Annotated in this window: 20 protein-coding genes; 14 read left to right on the plus strand and 6 right to left on the minus strand. The window is 67.4% G+C overall.

The window, feature by feature from the left end; genetic code table 11:
• Window positions 1-153: 153 nt before the first annotated feature.
• The 3 genes from PV766_RS04980 to PV766_RS04990 all read left to right on the plus strand — a co-directional run bounded on the left by PV766_RS04980 (window position 154) and on the right by PV766_RS04990 (window position 2,593).
• Window positions 154-789: a TetR/AcrR family transcriptional regulator gene (locus PV766_RS04980; protein ID WP_064063578.1), complete on the plus strand. Its 636-nt coding sequence runs from the start codon at window positions 154-156 to the stop codon at window positions 787-789.
• 44 nt (window positions 790-833) lie between these two features.
• Window positions 834-1,424, plus strand: a complete 591-nt coding sequence (gene dcd, locus PV766_RS04985) for a dCTP deaminase (RefSeq protein WP_255161702.1) — start codon at window positions 834-836, stop codon at window positions 1,422-1,424.
• Between the two features lie 104 nt (window positions 1,425-1,528).
• Window positions 1,529-2,593, plus strand: coding sequence for a beta-mannosidase (locus PV766_RS04990; protein WP_371053822.1), 1,065 nt, complete (start codon window positions 1,529-1,531; stop codon window positions 2,591-2,593).
• Here PV766_RS04990 and PV766_RS04995 read toward each other — a convergent pair.
• From PV766_RS04995 to PV766_RS05010, 4 genes are read right to left on the minus strand one after another with little or no spacing between them, the layout of a single operon-like run.
• Window positions 2,585-4,231 (minus strand): ABC transporter, encoded by a 1,647-nt coding sequence (locus PV766_RS04995; protein WP_421096543.1) that lies wholly within the window; start codon window positions 4,229-4,231, stop codon window positions 2,585-2,587. The genes PV766_RS04990 and PV766_RS04995 overlap by 9 nt on opposite strands.
• Window positions 4,228-5,703: a glycosyltransferase gene (locus tag PV766_RS05000; RefSeq protein WP_421096544.1), complete on the minus strand. Its 1,476-nt coding sequence runs from the start codon at window positions 5,701-5,703 to the stop codon at window positions 4,228-4,230. The genes PV766_RS04995 and PV766_RS05000 overlap by 4 nt, the downstream gene beginning before the upstream one ends.
• Window positions 5,688-7,172 (minus strand): archaeosortase/exosortase family protein, encoded by a 1,485-nt coding sequence (locus tag PV766_RS05005; RefSeq protein WP_421096545.1) that lies wholly within the window; start codon window positions 7,170-7,172, stop codon window positions 5,688-5,690. The genes PV766_RS05000 and PV766_RS05005 overlap by 16 nt, the downstream gene beginning before the upstream one ends.
• A 5-nt stretch (window positions 7,173-7,177) precedes the next feature.
• Window positions 7,178-9,169, minus strand: coding sequence for a hypothetical protein (locus PV766_RS05010; RefSeq protein WP_421096546.1), 1,992 nt, complete (start codon window positions 9,167-9,169; stop codon window positions 7,178-7,180).
• A 140-nt stretch (window positions 9,170-9,309) separates the two neighbouring features.
• Between PV766_RS05010 and PV766_RS05015 the strand changes: the two genes are divergently transcribed.
• The 10 genes from PV766_RS05015 (at window position 9,310) to PV766_RS05060 (ending at window position 17,749) form a co-directional block, all read left to right on the plus strand.
• Entirely contained in the window at window positions 9,310-10,455 is a 1,146-nt protein-coding gene (locus PV766_RS05015; protein ID WP_421096547.1) for a glycosyltransferase family 4 protein, read from the plus strand.
• Window positions 10,452-11,564, plus strand: a complete 1,113-nt coding sequence (locus PV766_RS05020; RefSeq protein ID WP_421096548.1) for a glycosyltransferase — start codon at window positions 10,452-10,454, stop codon at window positions 11,562-11,564. Before PV766_RS05015 ends, PV766_RS05020 begins: the two co-directional genes overlap by 4 nt.
• A gap of 83 nt (window positions 11,565-11,647) precedes the next feature.
• On the plus strand, window positions 11,648-11,809 hold the full coding sequence (locus tag PV766_RS05025; protein ID WP_016933265.1) for a hypothetical protein: 162 nt from the start codon (window positions 11,648-11,650) through the stop codon (window positions 11,807-11,809).
• A gap of 227 nt (window positions 11,810-12,036) precedes the next feature.
• On the plus strand, window positions 12,037-12,294 hold the full coding sequence (locus PV766_RS05030) for an Rdx family protein (RefSeq protein WP_421096659.1): 258 nt from the start codon (window positions 12,037-12,039) through the stop codon (window positions 12,292-12,294).
• Between the two features lie 102 nt (window positions 12,295-12,396).
• Entirely contained in the window at window positions 12,397-13,035 is a 639-nt protein-coding gene (locus PV766_RS05035; RefSeq protein ID WP_421096549.1) for a hypothetical protein, read from the plus strand.
• Between the two features lie 111 nt (window positions 13,036-13,146).
• Window positions 13,147-13,920 carry an N-acetyltransferase gene (locus PV766_RS05040; RefSeq protein ID WP_421096550.1) on the plus strand — a complete coding sequence of 258 codons (774 nt, stop codon included), beginning with the start codon at window positions 13,147-13,149 and terminating at the stop codon, window positions 13,918-13,920.
• A 91-nt stretch (window positions 13,921-14,011) separates the two neighbouring features.
• Window positions 14,012-15,544 (plus strand): hypothetical protein, encoded by a 1,533-nt coding sequence (locus PV766_RS05045; protein WP_421096551.1) that lies wholly within the window; start codon window positions 14,012-14,014, stop codon window positions 15,542-15,544.
• 118 nt (window positions 15,545-15,662) lie between these two features.
• On the plus strand, window positions 15,663-15,821 hold the full coding sequence (locus PV766_RS05050; protein ID WP_165369194.1) for a hypothetical protein: 159 nt from the start codon (window positions 15,663-15,665) through the stop codon (window positions 15,819-15,821).
• A gap of 38 nt (window positions 15,822-15,859) precedes the next feature.
• Complete coding sequence (locus PV766_RS05055; RefSeq protein WP_129975767.1) at window positions 15,860-16,507, plus strand: phosphate signaling complex PhoU family protein; 648 nt, start codon at window positions 15,860-15,862, stop codon at window positions 16,505-16,507.
• Between the two features lie 42 nt (window positions 16,508-16,549).
• Window positions 16,550-17,749 (plus strand): MalY/PatB family protein, encoded by a 1,200-nt coding sequence (locus PV766_RS05060; RefSeq protein WP_129975769.1) that lies wholly within the window; start codon window positions 16,550-16,552, stop codon window positions 17,747-17,749.
• 3 nt (window positions 17,750-17,752) lie between these two features.
• Here the strand turns inward: PV766_RS05060 and PV766_RS05065 are convergent, their stop codons facing one another.
• Entirely contained in the window at window positions 17,753-18,877 is a 1,125-nt protein-coding gene (locus PV766_RS05065) for a GH39 family glycosyl hydrolase (protein WP_129975771.1), read from the minus strand.
• 163 nt (window positions 18,878-19,040) lie between these two features.
• Here PV766_RS05065 and PV766_RS05070 point away from each other — a divergent pair, with 163 nt between their 5' ends.
• A complete protein-coding gene (locus PV766_RS05070) occupies window positions 19,041-20,123 on the plus strand; it encodes a GNAT family N-acetyltransferase (RefSeq protein ID WP_421096552.1) in 1,083 nt (360 codons plus the stop codon).
• Here PV766_RS05070 and PV766_RS05075 read toward each other — a convergent pair whose 3' ends face one another.
• Window positions 20,124-21,191, minus strand: a complete 1,068-nt coding sequence (locus tag PV766_RS05075; RefSeq protein WP_421096553.1) for a cellulase family glycosylhydrolase — start codon at window positions 21,189-21,191, stop codon at window positions 20,124-20,126.
• Window positions 21,192-21,208: the final 17 nt, after the last annotated feature.

The following is a 21,208-nucleotide window of genomic DNA, read 5'->3' on the forward strand; positions in this document are numbered from 1 at the left end:
CGGTGCCGGCGAGAAGTGCTCGATAGTTTCCTGTGGCACTTGCAATGTCGTGCCAAAACATGGCGTCGCGTCCCCTTCACCTGCCGTCATGTGAACGTGCTCGTGTTCGGAGTGGGTTAGGGCGTGACGGTGGAACGCTGCGAAGATGGACTCATGACGACTGGACGGCTCTACGGTGGACGCGCAGGTGAGGAACGGCAGGCCGATCGACGAGCCCAGCTCGTCGAGGCCGGCCTCGACCTCCTCGGCGCCGCCGAGGGCGAGCCCACGTTGTCCGTCCGCGGCGTCTGCAAGCGCGCCGGCCTGGCGTCGCGTTACTTCTACGAGAGCTTCACCGACCGCGACGAGCTGACCGAAGCCGTCTACGACCACGTGGTCCAGCGCATCGCCGAGAGCACGATGGCCGCGGTGACGGCCGCACCGACGGGCGACGACCGCGTCATCGTCCGCGCAGGTGTCGAGAACATCGTCCACGAGATCGAGGAGGACCCCCGGCTCGGCCGCATCATGTTCTCCGTCAGCCAGGCCAATCCGCAGCTGTCCAGGCGGCGCCTGGATTCGACCCGGATGTTCGCCGGCCTCGTCACGGCGCAGGCCGAGAACATCTACGCGGTCGCCCCGAGCCCGCGCCTCGACCTTGCGGCACACTACGTCGTCGGAGGGCTTGCGCAGGCACTGACGGCGTGGCTCGACGGCACGGTCCCGATGGATCGCGACGACGTGATCGAGGAGTGCACCGAGCTGCTGCTGATCATCTCGGAGCAACTGCGTAAGGATCAGTCCACGTAGAGCACCTGTCCGGCCGGCCCCGAGCAGGTTGTTAACCTCTATCCGTGCTGCTCTCCGATCGTGACATCCGCGCCCAGATCGCTTCCGGCCATCTCGGCATCGACCCCTTCGATCCGGAACTCGTGCAGCCGTCGAGTGTCGACGTCAAGCTCGACAGCCTGTTCCGCGTTTTCAACAACACCCGCTACACCCACATCGACCCGGCGGAGCAGCAGGACGAACTGACGTCGCTGGTGCAGGTGCCCGAGGGTGAGCCGTTCGTGCTGCATCCCGGCGAGTTCGTGCTCGGGTCGACGATGGAGCGGTGCACCTTGCCGGCCGACCTCGCCGGTCGCCTCGAAGGCAAGTCGTCGCTGGGCCGGCTCGGCCTGCTCACACACTCGACGGCCGGTTTCATCGACCCGGGCTTCGACGGGCACATCACCCTCGAGCTGTCCAACGTCGCGAACCTGCCGATCACGCTGTGGCCGGGAATGAAGATCGGTCAGCTGTGCCTGTTCAGGCTGACGAGCCCCGCCGAGCACCCCTACGGCAGCGCGAAGGTCGGATCCAAGTACCAGGGCCAGCGCGGGCCCACCCCGTCGAAGGCGTACCTGAACTTCGTGCACAAGCACCCCGACGCGCGTCCCAGCTGACGTCCGCGTCGGATCCTGCGCTCGGAACGGCCGGATACACCACGGAGGCCCCGATGTTTCCGGCCGCCCCGTGTGCACACGACCTCGCGGGTTAGTCTCTGAACGTGCGCGTCGCTGTGGTTGCTACCACACTTCTGCTCCTGCTCGCGGCCTGCGCGCAGGATACTTCGTCGCGTCCCTCGCCTCCGGAGGATCTTCCGGTGGTCCGCGCGGACGGCGACCGGCTCGTTCTCGACGACCGTCCGTGGTGGCCCGCCGGGCTCAACGCCTATCAGCTGGGTACGCGCTGGGAGATCAACAGGGGATGCGGTGCCGAGGTGGATCTCGACGAGTTCTTCGGTGCGCTGGCGCCCCGATCGGTGGTGCGTTTCGACGCCTTCCAGTCCCACGCCGTGCACCGGATCGGCGACATGCTCGACTTCTCCGCACTCGACGCCGTCTTCGACGCTGCCGAACGGCACCGGGTGTACGTGATCCCGGTTCTCGCGCCGCAGGACAGTGATTGCGACGCGGGTGGATACAAGCAGGCCGATTGGTACGACACCGGTTGGCGCGACCCGCTGCCCGGTCATGTGCTCGCCTACGACGACTGGGTCGCGACGGCCGTCGAACGGTGGGGATCGTCGCCCTCGGTGGCGATGTGGGAGTTGATCGGCGAACCAGAGACCGCGACCTGCACCGACGACGAATGCACCCTCGAACGACGCGAGTGCTTTCCCGGTGGTGCGCGACTGCTCCGCAACTGGATCGACGAGGCGGCAGGAATCGTCCGCGCACACGACCCGGACCGGCTCGTCACGGTCGGCACCATCGGAGGCGACCAGTGCGGTTCGGCCGGCGACGATTTCGAGATCGTGACGGACGCGGAGCAGCTCGACGTCGTGCAGTACCACGACTACGACGACGCGCAGTTCCTCGAGCAGCGGCTCGCCCGGTTGTCGAAGCCGATGCTCGTCGCCGAACTCGGGGTCCGGGCCGGCTCGTGTCTCGACCTACGTGAGCGTGCCGAGATCGTCGACCGCACGCTCACGCGGTACCGCGACCTCGGGGCCGACGGTGCGCTGTTGTGGTCGTTCGTCCCCGACCCGCGGGCGGACGAGTGCACCTACGACATCGGTCTCGATGACCCGGTCCGGTATGTCCTACGGCGTCACCACCGCTCAGGATGAAGCGCGGTCGCTCACGCGGAAGAGCCTCCAATCGGGTTGGTCGGCCCCGTCGTTGGGGATCTCGAGTTCGAGTACGGCGATGTCGCTGCCGGTCTCGTAGATCGTGGGATAACGGCGGTTCACGGCATCCGATGTTCCGCGACCCTCGTTGGGGACGGTCAGGATGTATTCGACTCCGTAGGACGAAGGGCGGTTGAGCACGGCCGTGAAGTCGGAATCCGAAGGGATGACGAACGTCTCAGGGCGTTCGGTGGCCGAGAAGATCGCGAACCCGTAGACCGTGTCCATCAGCACCGAACCCGGTGGCAGGTCCCTCTCGTCGAGGTATTCGGCGATGCGTCGTTCGGTGGAGAACGCCGCGATCACCCGTCGCTGCTGCTCACGCACGTCGGACGGATCATCGTCGTCCGGGAACAGAACCGTGCGCAGCGCGTGTTGTTCCTGCGACAGGGCGGGCGAGCCCATCGCGACGAACGTGATGGGCAGACTGCACACCAGTAGTACCGCACCCAATGGGGCCGCCCCGCTGTCGTCCTCGGCTCTCGGAACGGTGTGCGGGCCGGGACGTCGGGCCGCGAACCGCCCGCGTCGCGGCGCCAGTTGCACGACCCACACGGCGAGCAGCGGGATCGCGCAGATGTAGAAGCGCAGGAACGGGAAGGTCATCCCGCGCGCGTAGGACAGTGCCGCGAAGCCCAGAACCGCGCCGAAGACCACGAACGGTACGAGCGGTTCGAGATCGCGTCGCCGCCACGCGAGCACCGCCACGACCGGGATCAAGAGCGGAAGCGCCGGTCCGAGCACGACGGTCTCGGCGAGCGAGAAGGCGATCGCACCGAGTCCGCCCGACGACCCACCACCGCTCTGCTCGAGGATGGCGGCGTTGCCGTAGGTGGAGGTGAACTGCGCGAGCCCCTCCCCGGTGACGAGCCAGCTCGTGGTGACGAACACGACGAAGGCCAGGGCGAGGGGAGAGGCGACGAGAATGGCGTCCATGATCGCCGGCTGCCATCCGGCGCCGGGAGCGTATCGGCGTGAGCGGTACCGGACGAGCAGCGCGACGAAGACCGTCACCGCCCCACCGACGGCCAGCGCGTCGTACCGCGCGAGATACGCCAGTGCCAGGGCGATACCCGCCAGGGCGAGGTCGTGGATGTCGTCGGTGCTGCACCACCGGATGAGCCGGCGAGCGGCCCAGCACAACGCGAACAGGAACGGTGCCTCGCTCATCCCGTTCGCGCCGTAGTAGACGATCATCGGATTCAGTGCGAAGGCCGCCGTCACCGTCCACACGAACCACGGGGAACATCCGCGATCGCACGCGATCTTGTGGATCTGCACCGCTGCGCCGGCCATGAACGGTGCCGACATGATCACCGCCGTCACCGAATAGGCCGTCAGTCCGGGGAACCACGCCGACAGACCGGCGAGAGGCACCTGGACGAGTGCGGTGAGCGGCGTGAACACGAATCCGATGGCGGCGAGATGCGGGTCGCGGCTCAGCAGCACCGTCCGCGCAGCGCTCACACGGCTCAGCGAATCCCCTTGGTAGTACTGCACGTCGAGCGCGAGCCACAGACCTGCCACCAGATAGATCAGGCACGAGGTCCAGAACACCCACCGGCTGCGGGCCTTCACGACGACAACCCGTGGAACGTCTTCTCCCAGTAGGAGGGATTGCGGATGAGCTGATAGGTGCCCTTGATCGCCGCAATGGACATGAGCACCCAGTACAGCGGGACGGTCAGGCACGGCCACCACAGGTTCGCGTGCCCGGTCTCGCGACACGCGACGAAGTTCATGTACATCACGGCGACATTGCCGAACACGAGCGAGATCAAGGCGGGGAAGTAGGCGTACCACGGGAAGATCTCCTCGATGAGATCCGCCTGTCCGAGCAGCCACGACAGCGTCGTCATCCAGAACACCATGTTCAGGCACGCGATGATCGGTGTACCCGCCAGCAGGGTGGTGAACCGCAGCATTCCTGCGGTGCCGATGACTCGCCACAGACGGACGGGACGGCGCATGTGGACCAGCCAGGTCTGCAGATAGCCCTTGTACCACCGGGATCGCTGCCGCACCCAGTTGATCGGATCGCTGTTCGCCTCTTCCAGTGTGGTCGAGTCGAGAACCGCGGTGGAGTAACCCGATTCGGCGATCCGGACACCGAGATCGGCATCTTCGGTGACGTTGTACGGATCCCACGCGCCGATCTCGTCGAACACCGATCGGCGGATGTGGTTCGACGTCCCGCCGAGCGGGATCGGCGAGTGCGACTTCATCAGGCCGGGCAGGATGAAGTTGAACCACAGCGCGTAGTCGGCGGTGAACCAGCCGGTCAGCAGATTCTGGGTTCCGTTGTGGAAGGCCAGCTTCGCCTGCACGCACGCCACGTCGTCGCCGAGGCGGTCGAAGACGACGACCACCCGGCGCAGCTGCAGTGGTTCCGGGAGATCCTCGGCGTCGAAGATCGTCACGATCTCACCCGTCGTGAAGTGCAGTCCGTAATTGCACGCCTTCGGTTTCGTGCGTGGGTCGGCGGCCGGGACGAGCAGGATCTCGACGCTCTCGCCGAGTCCGGCCTCCTCCGCGGCGTCGATCGTGACGGTGTCGTCCTCCTCGAGCAGCAACAGCACCTGGAGCTTGTCGGCCGGATAGTCGAGCGCGGCCATGGCAGCGAGCAGGTCGCCGACCACCTCGGGTTCGTTGTAGGCGGGGACGAGCACCGTGTACGGCGGGAGCCGGTCGTCGGTCAGGGCGAGCGCTTCCTCGTCGTCGACGATGAACTGCGCGTCGCGGGCCATGCCCCGGGTGAAGAGCAGCAGCCGGTCGGCGAGGGTCGCGATGTACCCGAAGGTGCACAGCACGGTGAAGACGATCAGGGTAGGTTTCGTCGCTACGACCAGCGAGGCCACGAAGGCCGCGGCGAGTGCGAATCCGAGATACTTCTGCCACGGCACGAATGCGACCGACGCCGACGAGACGGGGCTGCGTTCACGGAGTCCGTGTACGGCCTCGTGCAGGGCCGCTTCCCGGTAGGCGTCGAATTCGATGGTGTTCTCGGCCGGAACATCGTGTCCGGAACCGACGTTCACGCGTCCTGCCATTGTGCCTCCACGAGTTCGCGACCCACCTCGATGAGCATGGAACGGTCCTTGTACTCGGGTTCGGTGTCCTCGACGGTGCCGTTGCCGCGCAGCAACACTCGCATCAGCGTGCGTGCGTTGGCGACAGTGTTCGGCTCGGGCTGCGGGAACGGCGCATCGAGTTCGTGGTTGTCCACCGTCAGCAGGCTCACCCGCTGGGCGACGGTGTCGCTGCGGGTCCAGACGAAGCTGAGCAGGCTCCACGTCAGGAGCAGTGTGTCGTCGACGACGGTGAAGTATTCGGCGGTCACACCGCGACCCAGATCGACGTATTCCTTCGGGCTCACCCGTGATCTGCCCAGTGCGTACATCGATTGGGTGGGATAGACCGCGAACTGGTTCGGGCTGCGCACCTGCAGGGTCTGCACTGCGACGGTGCGGGGGCGTAGCAGCCGATCCCACTCCGGGTTCGGTTCCTCCGCCCGGAGCATCTGCCGGCGCAGCACCGATCCCTGACGGAAGTAGGCGCGGGGCCAGTCGTAGTCGACGGACGACAACTGCACCCATCCGGACGGGACGACCTGGGTGGCGGTGCCCGAATAGGGTGGTCCGACCGAGACGGGTGTCAGGCGCTGGTCGGGGAGCGGCAGGAGTGCGGCGAGCAGGGCGGCCACCGCGATGCACATCGCTCCGCGTACTGCCTGGGCGATCGAGACCGGATTCGGAGGCAATGTGCGCGGTGCGAGTCCGCGAAAGGTCCACAGGTAGGCGCCGGAGCCGACGACCACCGTCGCGATCACCGCCGGGACGTACTGGTCCACGGCGATGGGTGCGTCCGGCCATCGCCGGTCGATCACGGCGAGCACGATCAGTCCGAACACGAATGTTGCGGAGCCGTAGAAGAATCCACGGGCCCAGGTGCGCCGGGTCGCCAGTCCGATCGCCGAGGCGGCGAGGACGAGGGTGACCACACCGGCGACGAACTTCGTCCCGCCGAGTTCGATGAGCACGATCCGGTACACGACAGGGGAGCTCAGGAAGAGCATCATCCATGCCTCCCAGTAGGCTGCGGTCACCCGCAGGCCGAACATCGCGATGCACGCACCGCACACGAAAACCCACGCGGCGAGCACGTCGAGGTGCATCACCTGGTAGGTGGTCGCGTATCTCGGCATCAGCAGGCCCTTGATCGCGAGCGCGATCAGCAGCAGGAGCACCGACGTGATGATGTCGGTCTGCCGGTCGTGGATGGGCAGTTCGTTCCGGCGCCTGCGCGTGACACCGATCGCGACGACCGCGACGAGCGGTGGCACGATCAGGACGTAACCGCCCGTGGTGCCCGTGCGGATCTCCGCGATCAGCTGCAGCCAGGTGGAGTGGAAGCCGATCAGTGTCGCGGCGACTATCACGACCCACCGGATGGTGGTGCGCCGCAGCGCGCTCGTGAAGAACCGTTCGGTGAACGGCGGTTGCTCGACTGTCGTGGTCATCGCGTTCACCGCGACTGCGGGCGGCGCCGGCGGGAGAGCGCCCACACCGCGGCGCCTGCCGCACCGGCGACGAGCAGGACGACACCCGCGACGACCACCGCGGTCACCGTGCTGTTCGTTCCCGACGACGCCGCGTCCACGCCGTCGTCCTGGGTCCGGGGATCGATGAGGGTGATCGGATCGCGGTCGGGCGCGGTGAACAGCACGCTGCCCTCGAGCTCGAACCAGCGGCCGGGCTCGGCGGAGAGCCAGTCGATCGTCCGATCGAGTTCTTCGGGGACGTCGGTGGACGTGGCGACCAGCACGGTGCGTCCGTCCTCGCGCACGACCTGCACGGAGGCGAAGTCCACTTCGGTGCCGAAGGTGAGGCTGGTGCTCTCGCCGGTGGCGTCGCGGACCTCGAACCGGCGGTCCTCGGTGCGGACGAGCGGCAACTCCGACTGCAGTCGGTCGGGGATGACGCCGTTCGCCGCCACGACCAGTGCGGGCGCCGACGAGGCGAGCGCGTCGTCGATCGACACCCAGGTCGGATCCAGCGGGCGCGTGGTGAGCGACTGGAGCCCGGCGACGAGTTCGACGGCACGTCCGACGTCGACGAGTGTGCGAGCGGCGGTGGCGACGTTCAGCTGCGGCATCAGGGTCTGGGGCAGCGACGGAAATCCGGCGGGAACGGGCGGGTCGGCGACGGTGCTCGACACGCGGCTGTCGCCGTCGATACGGAGGGTGACGGGTTGCTGGAGACCGCACTGCTCCTGGGAACCGGTCGTGCGGAGCGCGACGGTGATGTCGGTGAGGCGCCCGAGGGACGAGTTCGGCACCGTGACCATGCGGTCGATGACACCGCTCGAGTCGGCTGCCCATGCGTCGAGCTGGACGTCACCGGCCGAGACGGTGATCAGCCCACCCTGGGTGGCGGGAAGCGGGGTGTAGGAACCCTTCAGATCGATGGCGACATCCCGGACGGGTCGGCCGAACTCGGCCTGATCGAGGAACAGATGTACGTCGGCGATGCCGAGACCGCTCGTCTCGAGATCGGACACCCGCAGGTCGTTCAGGGTCGTCGAGTCCGGAGCAAGGATGGGCGGGACGTCGAAGGTGCCGACGGCCACGTCGGAGCCCACGGCGAAGCCGGACAGGACGCTGTTCACCAGGCGCCCCTGGTCGAGAAGGGTCTCGGCATCGCCTCGGACGTACAGGGCGGGAGGCCCGCCGGGAATCGTGCCGACCTCCACGCCCGTCTCCTCGCCTTCGCGGACGACGATCTGCCGGACGAACGGACTGTCGGCGGCCGGGGGAATGCCGTTCGACGGTAGTTCACGCACGTCCACCGGCACCTGACGTCCCGAATAGCGCGCGGTCACGCCGGCGGCGAGATCCAGGGTGACGGTGGACTCGGCGTCCGTCGGTCCGTCCGTCAGATACAACTCGAGGCGTTCGAGGACGGGCGGCAGATAGTCGGCGACCGCAGACGGGAGCGTAGGGGTACCGGCGTACCGGATCACCCCGTCGTGCAGTCGTACCGAACCGAGGGTCCAGTCGTCGGGGCAGATGTTGTCGACTGCGGTCAAGGTCAGCCCCAGCGAGATCACCGCGGCGTCGTTCTCCACCTTCGCGCCGGTGAGCGGAATAGACAGGGGCACGATGTCGCCGCCGGCCGGCAGTTCCACGCGGGTGAGCAACCGTCCGTCCGAGGTGACGTCGATCCATCCGCGCGCGACGTTCGTGGGCAGTTGGGCGGTGGTGTCCAGGAGAGCGGGGGTATTTCCGGGAGGGACCGGAATTGTGAGCGTGACGACATCGGAATTGCCGCGGAATTCCAGCTTCGGGCCGAGCCCCAGATTGCGGGTCGGGAATGCGACCTCGCCCGGCGAGGCCGGTTCCGTCGGCTCGAGATCCTGTGCTGAGGCAGTAATCGGGTTCGCGCACAACGTTATCGAGGCGGCAAGTGCCAGCATCAGGCTACGGCGGGAACGGCGACCGGTTCGGTGGAATGTCACCCGAACAGCGTATTGTGTCGGATCACGAAAGTATTGCAGGCGCGTCGGCAATTCGTTATGACGTTGCTCTGTTGTAACGAAACGAGGGCCGGTCCCGATTTCAGCCGACGACCCCGAACCGGACGAAACAGGAGGCACCGGTGGCGGAACCGCTGAAGGCGTTGTTCGTGAACGAGAACATCGGTGGACACGCTACGGTGCACCATTCGCTCCGGCGGGCGTTCGTCGAACGCGACGACATCGAGGTGGAGTTCCTCGACGCCCACGGTCCGGGATTCGTGGGCAAGGTGTTCCGCGCGCCGGTGCCCGGACTCGATCGGCTCGATCTCGACCTCCAGGCGCTGCGCGGGCAGCTCGTGCATTCCCGGGGGCTGAGGCATCGGCTGCGGGAACGTCTTGCCCAGGGAGACATCGACGTCCTCCACGTCTACACCCAGAACTGCATGCTCGGTTCGGCCGACCTGATGCGGACTCGTCCCACGGTGGTCACGACGGACAGCACCAACGAACTCAACGCTTATCTGATCCCGTATCGCACGGCGACCCGGTTCACTCCGTTCGCGGTGCGCGCAGCGGTCCGCTTCGAGCGTCCGGTGCTGGATGCCGCGGACCTGGTGATTGCCAACGGCCGGCGCACCGCCTCGTCGCTGACCGGGGCGACGTACGGATTGCCCGCCGAGAAGGTGCTGACGATGACACCCGGGATCTGGTCGCCCTTTCTCACCGGGGAACGGGCATTGCCCGATCGTTCGCGGCACCGGCGTCCCACCGTCGTCTTCATCGGCACCAGCATGGAACGCAAGGGCGGCAGTACTCTCCTGCGGCTGCACCAGCAGTACCTGAGGGAGACGTGTGATCTGGTGCTCGTCACACGTGATCCTGTTCCGGATCTGCCGGGTGTGCGGGTGGTGGGTGATCTCGTGAGCGGTGACGACCGATTGTGGGACATTCTCGCCGAAGCGGACCTGATGTGCTTCCCGTCCGGAATGGACCAGGCACCCAACGTGATTCTCGAAGCAGGTGCGGCCGGACTTCCGGTCGTCGCGTCGACGGTGGGGTCGATCCCCGAGATGGTCGTCGACGGTGAGACCGGGCTTCTCGTCGAACACACCGACGACGAGGCGCTCCTCGCGGCACTCCGGATGTTGCTCGCCGACGGGGTGCGACGACGCAGCATGGGCGCGGCAGCGCACGCGCGGATCGCCGAACTGTTCGATATCCGCACGACCGCCGCGCGACTGACGGAGCTGCTCGGCCGGGTGCACAGGAGGGTCGTGGCGCGGTGAGCGCTTCGCTGCTGTTCGTCGCGCACACCGGTGAGCGGTCGGGTGCCGAGAAGGTGATGCTGGCGCTCGTCGACGTCGCCCTCGCACAAGGCCTGCGGGTCACCGTGGCGTGCCCCGATGGACCCCTGGCCGAGGCGCTCCCGGCCGGGTGCGTGCACGTCGGGTTGCCACGCCTGGGCATGTGGGGTCAGACGGGAGCCGGGCGGATCGCGGGCCTGGCGAGTCTTCCGGTGCGGTGGCTGGGGGGCGCGCTCCGGCTCCGGCGCGTGCTCGCCGCCGAGCGACCACAGGTGGTGTGCAACTCGTTGTTCGCGTTGCCATCCCTGCGATTCGCTGTCGCAGGTACATCCCATCGCGAACGTGCGAGGTGGCTGGTGCACGACACTCTGTCGTCACGGAAGCAACGCCTCGTCGCCCGCCTCGGCAGAGCAGCGGTGGCGGGTGCCGTAGCGGTCTCCCGCGCCACCGCGGCTCCGGTCCGCGAATGCGGATATCCGGTCGTCGTTGCGCCGAACGGGGTTCCGGTGCCGGCTGCACCGTCCCTCGCCGCCCGTCGTGCCGGCTCGGCCGTGCGGGTGGGCATCCTGGCGTCGGTGACGGAGTGGAAGGGGCATCGGGTTCTTCTGGATGCGGTCGCCGAGGTGCCCGAAATCTGCCTCGACGTGGCAGGTACGCCGTTTCCTGGCGACGAAGCGTTCCTCCACGAGTTGCGCCGCCGCGCAGAGCGCTCCGACCTGCGTGGACGCGTGTCGTTCCTGGGGCAGGTCGACCCGGCAGAGGTGTTCGCGGTCTGGGACGCGTTGGTCTCGGCCAGTATTGCACCGGAGGCCGGGCCGCTGGGAGTGCTCGAGGCGATGGCGCACGGTGTGCCCGTCGTCGGTACCGATCACGGAGGCACCGCCGAATATCTGTCCGACGGCGCGGGGCTGCTGGTGCCGCCCGGTGACGCGAACACCCTGGCCGCGGTGTTGCGACGGATCGTCGCCGAACCCGAGCTACGAACCGGGCTCGCCGTCACCGCGCGGCGCAGGGTGGAGGACCATCACGATATCGAGGTGACGCTGCCGGCCATGGCGAACGCGCTCTGGGCGACCGGCGTCACGTTGTGAGCCATCCTCGAGTATTGCTTTTGCAACCATGTTGTGATCTCCGGTGTTTGGTGTTGGCGGCGGATTCGCGCACACTGTGAGCCATGTGGGTGTGGATCGCATCGGCGCTGGCGGCGTGGTTGAGCCTTTCGGCTCTCGGCGCGCTCGCGGTCGGTCGGTTCCTGTTCGTCTCCGAGAGGGAGGAACAACTCGTCGAGATGCAGCGCGAGCAGCGTGATTCTGCGAATCCTCCCGTGAGTTCCTGACACGCCGCATCGCCGCCGACGCGGTACTCGCGAGTAACAATTTTCCGTGTCTAGACTCGGTTCCGCGTCGTCCTCCTGTCCCCCCATGTGAGGACGACCGCACGGGTCGGTTACCCCCATCACCGGTCCGTGCCGAAGCCCCGGCCGATCCACCACCACGATTGCCGGGGCTTCACCTATTTCCGGCGGGAATATCCTGTCGTTCCTGACCGAGCGGACTTCCCCGCATTGCGATCGCCTGCTGCGCACGGTGCCGATGGCTGCTGCGTGCCGGGCGGATGGCGCAGGAGCTGCTGGACACCTTCGGTGCCGCGCTCGGTGCGGTTGTTCGGGATGATAAGGAGGGCAACGGTTTTCCTGAAATCGCTACGCTCGGGCAGTGGGTGCGCGAGCTCGTGGATCCGGCTCGTGATCTCGGGCACGTCGATCGGGCCGATCGGACCGACGATGCCCCTCGTCGCGACAGTACCGACATCTCGCGGTAACGTTCCGGTATATGTGCCCGCGTTCTACGCGCGCCGGGCACGGTCGACGGCGTGCCGTTCACGAAGCGGTCGCCGACATCGAAAATACGGGGAGGAAAATCGATGAATTCTGTTGCGAAGAAGGCTGCCGTCGCAGCGTCGGGTGCCGCACTGCTGGCACTGGCAGTGCCGGGCATCTCGTCCGCTGCGGGGCCGAACGTATCGGCGAATGTGGAGAACGGCGCCATCGTCGTCGACTTCGACCTGAGCCGGGCGGACGTCGATCGCGGCGTCACCTGCGTCACCTACGTCCTGAAGCCGGGCACCGTCGACACGGCCGATCCGTCGGGCCGCATCGATGCGCAGCCCGCCGGAACGAGCTTCTCGGTGACCAACACCAGCACCTCGAGCGCGCTGTACATCAAGGACGGCGCACCCGCGCAGGCCGGCCCGGAGGCGATCACCGACGGCACCTACAACGTCTTCTGGGGCTGCCAGGACGCCTCGGGTACGCAGTACGAGAACATCTTCGACGCGTCCGGTCGCCCCTTCACCGGGGGGATCCCCGTGACGGTCGGCGGCGGCGAGTCCGCCCCGCAGGGCGAGTCGGCTCCTGCTCCGCAGGCGAAGTCGGCACCGCAGACCCAGGTCGCTCCCGAGTCCGGCCAGGTGCCTCAGACTCCCGAATCGGAGCAGGAACCCGTGGATCCCCTCCAGTTCGTGATCAAGTTCCTGCGCGATCTGATCGGCAACCAGTCCTGATCCTCGAGCACGTCCGTATCGGCGGCACCCCCAGGGGTGCCGCCGATGCTGTTTCTGTAGTGGCCCGGAGAAGGCAGTCCGAGAGTGCGTGAGCCGTGGAAGGGAGAATGTGTGGAGGCCGCTTCGACCGCGTCGGGTCTCACATCGTTGCCGCAGCTGCGTCGTTCCTACGGTGAGAGTCTGCGTCCACTGACGTCCGGCGGGGGCTGGTCCGCCGGTGACGGCTGGTGGGTGGGCATCACCGGTGCCCCCGACCCCGACTACAACCTCGCTCTCGTCCACGGTGGCGATGTCACCACCCGGGTACAACACGTCTACGAGACCCTGACGAAAGCCGGCAACCCGTCGATCGTCCTGCTCGCCGGAGACGGACTCGGTGCTGCGCAGGTCCTTGCCGACCACAGTTGGGTGTGTGCCGGATCGTTGGATCTGACCTGTCTCGTGGCTCATGACGCTCCCGTCGACCCGGGCTTCCGAACGCTCGGTGAAGCCGATATGGCGGATGCCCGCGAACTCGCCGCCGGGACGTTCGGGATCGCGCCCGGGACTGCTGCCGTCGCCTACACCGACGCCATGGCACGGACCCCCGGCGTCGAGGTGGTCGGCATCGTCGAGGACGGGGATCTGCAGTGCTGCGCGCTGCTCGTGGACAGTGGGGCGATCCGGACGGTGTGGTCGCTCGGAACTCATCCGGGACGCCGGCGGCGCGGGTTCGCGAACCGGTTGATCAGAGCGGGCGCCGCCCACACCTACGCGCAGCGCGGCCCGGTCGCGATGTGCGGGCTCACCAGGCCGCGCGTCACGCCGCTGTACCTCGCCGCCGGAGCACGCGTCGCGGAGACCTGGCAGATGTGGTCGCGTCCGCGTTGGCTGCTCGGCAGTTGACGGACTGTACGGACGAGTAACGTTTGCCCGATTCGGTGCGACACACTGTCGACCTGCCCAGTGAAGGGCGACAGCGAAAGGCCAGTGCATCGTGTCCGAACGAAGCATCCGCGACGCCGAACTGCGTCGCGAACTCGGTGTCCCACCGACCGTCGATCTCGTGGGTCATGCCCGCGATCTCGCCCGTGTGGCCGTGCCCGCCGCACTCGTTGCCGCCCTCGCCGCGGTCGCGGTGTTCTTCGTTCGTGACAACGGTCCCGGTGTGTACGAATCATCGCTCGTCGCGGAGATCCGCTCGGCGTCCGCGGTGTCCGGATCCGACGCCACGCTCGGGCAGCTCATCGCGCCGTACGTCGCACTGTCTCAGGACTCGGCGGTCGTGGCCGCGATCGCGACCGAGGCAAACGACGACCCTGCGGGACTTTCATCGAGGATCGACGTGGGGTACGGCTCGTCACCGACCTTGCTCACCGTGACCGCCCGAGCCGATTCTCAGGCCTCTGCAGACCATCTCGCGCAGGTCGTCGTCACCCAGCTCGACCGCGCGCAGACGGATCGGAATCGGGCAGCGCTCGATGCACGCATCGCCGAACTCGACGCCATCGTCGGCGGACTGCGTACCGACCTCGCCGCGAGTACCGCGGCCGACGAGGAGGGTACGGCCGACCCGGCGGTGCAGGCCGACCTCGATGCCCGCCTCGAACAACTCCGCCAGGCGCGCTCGGGCGCAAGCCTCGAATACCTCCAGGTGCTGTCGGTGCCGGCGGGCAGTGGGTCGAAGGTGTCGCCTCAACCTCGGGCCGAAGCCGCGGTGGCGTTCCTCGCCGTATTCGTCCTCGTCGCCGAGTTGCTGGTCGCGCTGAACGGGCGCTTCGGCGCGACGAACGATGCGGCATGGGTCCGGCGCGTCGCGCGTCGCTACCGCTCGGCCGTGCAGGTGGAGAGAGACGCCCGGACGACTCTGCCGCTCGACACTGTCGTCATGCTTCGGCAACGTGCGTCGCTGGGCGACTCCGTACTGCTTCTGCACGGGGACGGCGTGACCATCGACACCGATGCATTCGCCGACGTCGGCGATCGGGTCGTGAGTTGCGGGATCGGCGAGCAGTGGTGGACACGAGTGCACACCGAAGGGCTCGCGCTCGCCGTGGTCGTGCTGCAGGCCGGGGCGGAGGAGCGTGCGGAAACAGAGGACACCCTCCGTGCGCTGGCGGAGATCGAGGTGCCCACGCGTCTCGTCGTGCTCGGTGCCGGACGCGAGTTGATGCCCGTGCTCCCGGCTCGCCGTCGCGGCCCGGCCGTGGAGACCGCTCCCCACGACCCGGCACCCGTACCGTCCGCTCCGACCCGGGCCGGAGCGCCGCACCCTGTCGTGCCACAGCCTGCTCCGGTACGGCCTGCTCCGGTACCGTCGACTCCCGCACCGCTGGTGGCGTCGCAATCCGAATCGCTGTTCGTGCCGCCCGAGAACCGGGGCTACCCGCAGTACCGCTACGACGAAGGGTACGACTACGGCTACGCGGAACAGCAGGGCTACGTGGAACAGCAGGGCTACGTGGAACAGCAGGGCTACGTGGAACAGCAGGGCTACGGCAAGCACCAGGAGACGTCGCCACGTCACTGATCCGGTTTCCGCTCGAGTTGAATCCCTACCCCGACACGCTATAGTGATGACGGTCACTCCAGGGGATGGGTGTGGCCTGCGCAGCCGAGCACATCGGCGTCACGACGAGGGAATCGATTTGTCTATCTGCATTGCCGGCACCCCGCAGCACAGCACCGCGACGCCGGGAAGCACCGAATGGATCAAGGCTCATCTCGCCCGCATGGACGACGACGTGAGCTCTGTATCGTCCACCGAGGACGTCGCCGCAGAGAGCGTCGTCGACGCGCGTCGTTAGGCTCCTGGTCGACGATTGCGACGAGGACGGAGCGAGACATGAGGGAATTGTTCCGAGGGCAGCTCGACGACCTGGTCGGACGACTCGGCGAGCTTGCAGCGGTTGCCGCCGAAGGGCTCGACCTGGCCACTCACGCGTTGTTCGACACCGATCTCGACGCAGCCCAGGCCGCCCTCGATCTCGACGCACGGATCGCCGAACTCGACACCGACTGTTCCGAGCGAGCGGTACGGATCCTCGCCCTGCAGGGTCCCGTCGCCGCCGACCTGCGGTTGGTGTTCTCCGCGGTTCGTATCACGGGCGATCTCACCCGGATGGGTGAGCTGAGCCTGCACATCGCGCGGGTCGTACGGCGTCGCCATCCCGAGTCGCTGGTGTCCGACCTTCTGCGCGAGGATCTTTGCCGGATGGCCGAACTCGCGGCGGAGATCGTTGCGATCCTGCGCGACGCATTCACCGACTTCGACCTCGAGACGATCAAGGGCACCCATGCCATCGAGACCGAACTCGATGCGGTGCACTCGCGACTGCTCGCCCTGCTCGAGAGCCCCGAGTGGGACGGGGATATCCGGACGGCGGTCGACACTGCACTCCTCGCGCGTTTCTACGGGCGTTTCGGCGACCAGGCCGTCGACGTTGCCGATCGGTTGATCTTCTTCGTCACCGGCCAGCGACCGGCGGCCTGACTTCGGCGCGCGGAGCGCCGGGAACCATGCGATTCTTTCCCCGTGACCAGCGACGAGCGTCTCTCGGTCGGCGGTCCTGGCGTGCCCGGGTTCGACGACCTCGACTTCGACGCCCTGGCGGCGCGGTCCGGTGCCAAGTGGGCACGGGCGGCAGCCGGCGGGCTGACTCCCGCATGGGTCGCCGACATGGACTTCCCGGTCGCACCGCCGATCGCGCGTGCGCTGCACGAGTTGGTCGACCGTAGCGATCTCGGCTATCCCGATTGGTTCCACGGCACGCCGCTGCGCGAGGAGTTCGCGCAGCGCATGCGCACGCGCTACGGCTGGGCACCCGATCCCGGTGCCGTCCGTGAGCAGACGGATCTCATCCAGGCACTACAGCTCGTGCTGCACCTGAGCACCACGCGCGGGGACGCGGTGGCGATCCAGACACCGAGCTATCCGCCGTTCCTGGCGTCGCTGCGGCGGATGGGACTGCAGCAGATCGACTTTCCGTTCGTCGATCGAGGTGACGGGTGGGTGCTCGACTTCGAGACGTTCGAGCCGTTGGTGGCGCGGCGTCGTCCGCGGGTGCTGGTGCTCGTCGATCCGCACAACCCCACCGGGCGAGTGCTCACACGTGAGGAACTCGAGCGGATCGCCGACCTCGCCGAACGATTCGACATGCTCGTCGTCAGCGACGAGATCCACGCCGAGCTGATCTACGAACCGCATCGGCACATCCCGTTCGCTTCGCTCGGACCGCAGGTCGCTGCGCGCACCGTCACGCTCACCTCGGCGAGCAAGGCGTTCGATCTCGCAGGGATGCGGTGCGCGGTGGTGCACTACGGGTCCGAGACCCTGCTGAAGCGCCGGGACGCGGAACCCTTCGACCTGTACGGGACGGTCTCGGTTCCGGGAGTGGTCGCCACGCTCGCGGCGTGGCGTGAGGGCGACGCGTGGCAGCGCGATCTGCTGCGCGTCCTCGACCGGAATCGCCGGCGGGTGGACGAGGTTCTGCGCGAACGGATCCCGGACCTGCGGCATCACCTGCCGCAGGGCACCTACCTGACGTGGTTGAACACCGGACCGCTCGGCATCGACGATCCGGTGTCGACCGTGCGCGATCGAGGACGCGTCCTCGCCGACGGCGGGGTGCGGTTCGGCTCCGGAGCGCGCAATTTTCTGCGCATCAACTTCGCGACGTCGGCGCCGATCCTCGATCGGATCCTCGACGGGGTCACCGACGCGCTCGGCTCCTGATGATCACCAGACCGGATCCACTGCGGGCGGGGTCGTGATCTCGAGCGAATCGCTCACGGTCGTGCATGCTTGTGCGGCCGAAGCGACCACGGCGCGTGAAGGTTTCGCCGTGAAGTTCTGGTAGAGCAAGCCGAAGTTCTGCTCTACATCGGCTTGGTTCGTCCCGCGGTCGCGCATCGAGTAGACGAACACCTTCTGCACCCAGCCCAGCCGGCGTGCCTCCGCGATGCCGGTTGCGATGATGTCCGCCTGCCGTTGTGCGCTCACTGCGTTCGAGGCGGTTCCGGTCGGGGCGCCGAACTCCGTCGCCCAGATCGGGGTGGCCGCGTCGCCGTACTGCACCATGGTGTCGCGCATCAGGCGCATGCGGTAGAAGGTGTTCCAGCTCTGTGTGCTCGCGTCGTTCGGCAGCGCCGGATAGCTGTAGGGATGGATCGACAGGATGTCGAAGTACTGCTGTGCACCTCGTGCGTAGAGCTGTTGCACATAGGTGACCGGTGAGATGTTGGTGCCGTCGTCCACAGCGGGGGCGAGGCCACCGTTGAGGATGCGCGCGCCGGGTTGCACGGACTTGATGGCCGGTGCCGCCGCCGCGAGCAGTTCGACATATTTCCCGATGTCGGCCCGGGGCCGGAAGAAACCGGTCAGATTCGGTTCGTTCCAGATCTCCCAATGGCTCACACGGGTCGAATAACGTTGCGCGACCTGGCGGGAGAAGGTGGCGAACGCCGCCGGATCGGCGGGATATCCGTGGGTGTCGGCTCCGCCCGCGACGCGCGCCCAGGCCGGCGTGTACGCGATGATGCCGACCACTTCGAGTCCGCGTGTGCGAGCGCGGTCCACCACGCGGTCCGGGATCGACCAATTCTGTTGCCCGCGGTTCGGTTCGATCACCGACCAGTCGATGTCCACGCGCAGCCATCGAGCGCCTACCGCACGGATCGCATCGAGTTCGCGGTCGAGTTCGGTGTCCGGCAGGTACATCAGCGGGGCGCCGGCCGCGATGCCGATGTCATCACTCCCGCAGGTCGTCGGTGGAGTCGGTTGGATCGGTGGGGCGCACGCTGCGAGTGCTGCGAGCGAGCACGCGAGGACTGCGGTAAGTATGGCGCGTGCTGGACGACCCATCGACTCTCCTGTGGTAGAACGGACAATTCGGGCATCGGTCGTAACGTCGCGCCACCGACCTACGATTCTTCTCGTGGAGCGAGCGGCAGACCGATGCCGCGAATTCACTGTAACGAGGAGAGGACCGGAAGATGCAGGATTCGTGGACTGAAGAATCCGGTGCATGCGCACCGTGAGTTTCGAGATCCACGATGAGGCATCGGCCACCCGGCTCTTCACGGAATGGGACGACCTCGCGCAGGAGCTGGGACAGCGTGTTGCGACCCGGCCTTCGTACGCGCTGGCCTGGAACCGAATGGGACGCGGACGATCGGCGGTGTGCACCGTCCGGCGCGGCGGTCGACTCGTCGGACTCGCGCCCCTGCACGCCCGCACCCGGCTCGGGGTCACCGCGCTCCGGTTGCCGGCCCACGGCCTCGCCACGATAGGAACCTTCCTCGCGACCGACGAGGCGGCACTCGCCGATCTGCTCGACGGCATCGCCGACCGGAACATGGCATTGCAACTCGACCACGTCGATCTCACCGACCCTCTTGTGGAGATGCTGCAGGCCTCGCCTCGCTGGAGCGTCGACATCGCCGGAACCGAACGATGCCTGACCATCGATCTCGCCACCGGCGCCGGCGCCGAATCGTTGCGTGGTCGACGCACACTGAAGACGCTGTCCCGACTCGAACGCTCGCTGGCGCGGGAGGGCACCCCGGCCTCCGTCGACGTGGTGTGCGATCCGGACCATCTCGCGCAGAGATGGTCCGACATCACCGCGGTCGCTGCGGCCGCCGACGAGCACAGCGGACGCGACGACTTCTGTGCGCCTCCGTTCACCGCTTTCACCCGGCCGTTGCTCGACGCCGAGGCCCGTGCGGGAAGGTTGCTCGTCGTAGGTCTACTCGTCGGCGACCGGTGGATGGCCCACGAGATCATGTTCCGCACCGGCACGACGGCGGAGATGTGGATCGGCCGCTTCCATCCCGAGGTGCGCCGTCACCAGCCCGGACAGTTGCTGCAGCGACGGCTGACCGATCGGCACGACGAACTGGGCATCAACCGCTTCGACTATCTGCTCGGCACATCGGAATTCAAGGAGCAGTGGGCGAACGGCGACTACCGGGTGGGGCGGATCGTCGCCGTGCCCACCTCGCGACCGCACCACCGGTGGACCCTGCGCGCCGCGGACCTCGGAGCCGGTCTCGTCCGTCCCCTGCGCCTGGCCGCGCGCGACGCCCTTACGTCGAACCGTTCGTGATCAGAGGCAACCGGGAGTGACCGCCGCCGTGCGCAGCACGTCCCAGGCCGGTTTGGGCGACCCGTCGTGCGCGAGGACCCCGAAGTTCTGCTCGCGATCGGCCACGTCGGTGCCCCGGTCGAGGAGGCTGTAGACGAACAGCTTGTCCACGAATCCCAGCGCGCGCTGTTCGGTGATCCCGTCGCGCAGGATCTCCGCTTGCTCCGCGAACCCGACAGCGTCGGTGCCCGTTCCGGTGGGCGCCCCGATCTCCGTCGCCCAGATCGGCTTGTCGGAGTCTCCCCTTTCGACCATGACGGTGCGCATCTCGCGCATGCGGTAGAAGGAGTTCCAGTCGGACGTCGACGCGTCGGACGGCAGGGCCGGGTAGCTGTACGGATGCATGCCCACCACGTCGAAGGTCGATGAAACACCCTGGTCGTACAGTTCGGTGAGAAACGTGGTGGGCGCGATGTCCGATCCGTTGTCGGTGGCGGGGGACAAGCCGCCGGTGACCACCACTGCTCCGGGGTCGACGTTGCGGATGGCATCCGACGCCGCAACGAGCAGCTCCGCGTACGCGCCGACGTCGGGTTGCGGTGTGAAAAAGGCCGTCAGGTTCGGCTCGTTCCAGATCTCCCAGTGCGTGACGGTGTCGGAATAACGATCGGCGACGTCGCCCGCGAAGCGTCCGAATTCGCCGGGGTCGGCGGGCATGCCGTGCGTGTCCTCGGGTTCGACCTCGGATGTCCGCGCCCAGCGCGGGGTGTGGGTGAGCAGGCCCAGCACCTGCAGGTCGTGCGACTCGGCCGCGGCGACCACCCGGTCGGTGCCGCTCCAGTCGAAGCGACCACGCGCCGGTTCGATGATCGACCAGTCCATGTCGAACCGGATCCAGCCGGCACCGCTGTCGGCGACCGCCGACATGTACGCCCCGAGATCGGTGTCGTCGAGGGTATCCAGGCCGGAGCCGGTCGCAATTCCCAGGCTTCCGCCCGTCAGATCGGTTCGGCAGTCGCGTGCCTCGGTGCTCTGGGTGCACGACAGAGCGAACACACCGACGAGGGTGACGACGGCGCGGAGTGGCATGGACCGCGGAAGGGACA

The organism is Rhodococcus sp. As11 (assembly GCF_048957735.1).
GTDB classification, from domain to species: Bacteria; Actinomycetota; Actinomycetes; order Mycobacteriales; family Mycobacteriaceae; genus Rhodococcus; species Rhodococcus gordoniae.

What these genes read in the sequence shown, in the direction of transcription:
- PV766_RS05035 (WP_421096549.1), top strand. Translation starts at nt 12,397, where the DNA reads ATGAATTCTGTTGCGAAGAAGGCTGCCGTCGCAGCGTCGGGTGCCGCA.
- PV766_RS05005 (WP_421096545.1), bottom strand. Translation starts at nt 7,172, where the DNA reads ATGACCACGACAGTCGAGCAACCGCCGTTCACCGAACGGTTCTTCACG.
- PV766_RS05075 (WP_421096553.1), bottom strand. Translation starts at nt 21,191, where the DNA reads ATGCCACTCCGCGCCGTCGTCACCCTCGTCGGTGTGTTCGCTCTGTCG.
- PV766_RS05065 (WP_129975771.1), bottom strand. Translation starts at nt 18,877, where the DNA reads ATGGGTCGTCCAGCACGCGCCATACTTACCGCAGTCCTCGCGTGCTCG.
- PV766_RS05055 (WP_129975767.1), top strand. Translation starts at nt 15,860, where the DNA reads ATGAGGGAATTGTTCCGAGGGCAGCTCGACGACCTGGTCGGACGACTC.
- PV766_RS04980 (WP_064063578.1), top strand. Translation starts at nt 154, where the DNA reads ATGACGACTGGACGGCTCTACGGTGGACGCGCAGGTGAGGAACGGCAG.
- PV766_RS05025 (WP_016933265.1), top strand. Translation starts at nt 11,648, where the DNA reads ATGTGGGTGTGGATCGCATCGGCGCTGGCGGCGTGGTTGAGCCTTTCG.
- PV766_RS05000 (WP_421096544.1), bottom strand. Translation starts at nt 5,703, where the DNA reads ATGGCAGGACGCGTGAACGTCGGTTCCGGACACGATGTTCCGGCCGAG.
- PV766_RS05070 (WP_421096552.1), top strand. Translation starts at nt 19,041, where the DNA reads ATGCGCACCGTGAGTTTCGAGATCCACGATGAGGCATCGGCCACCCGG.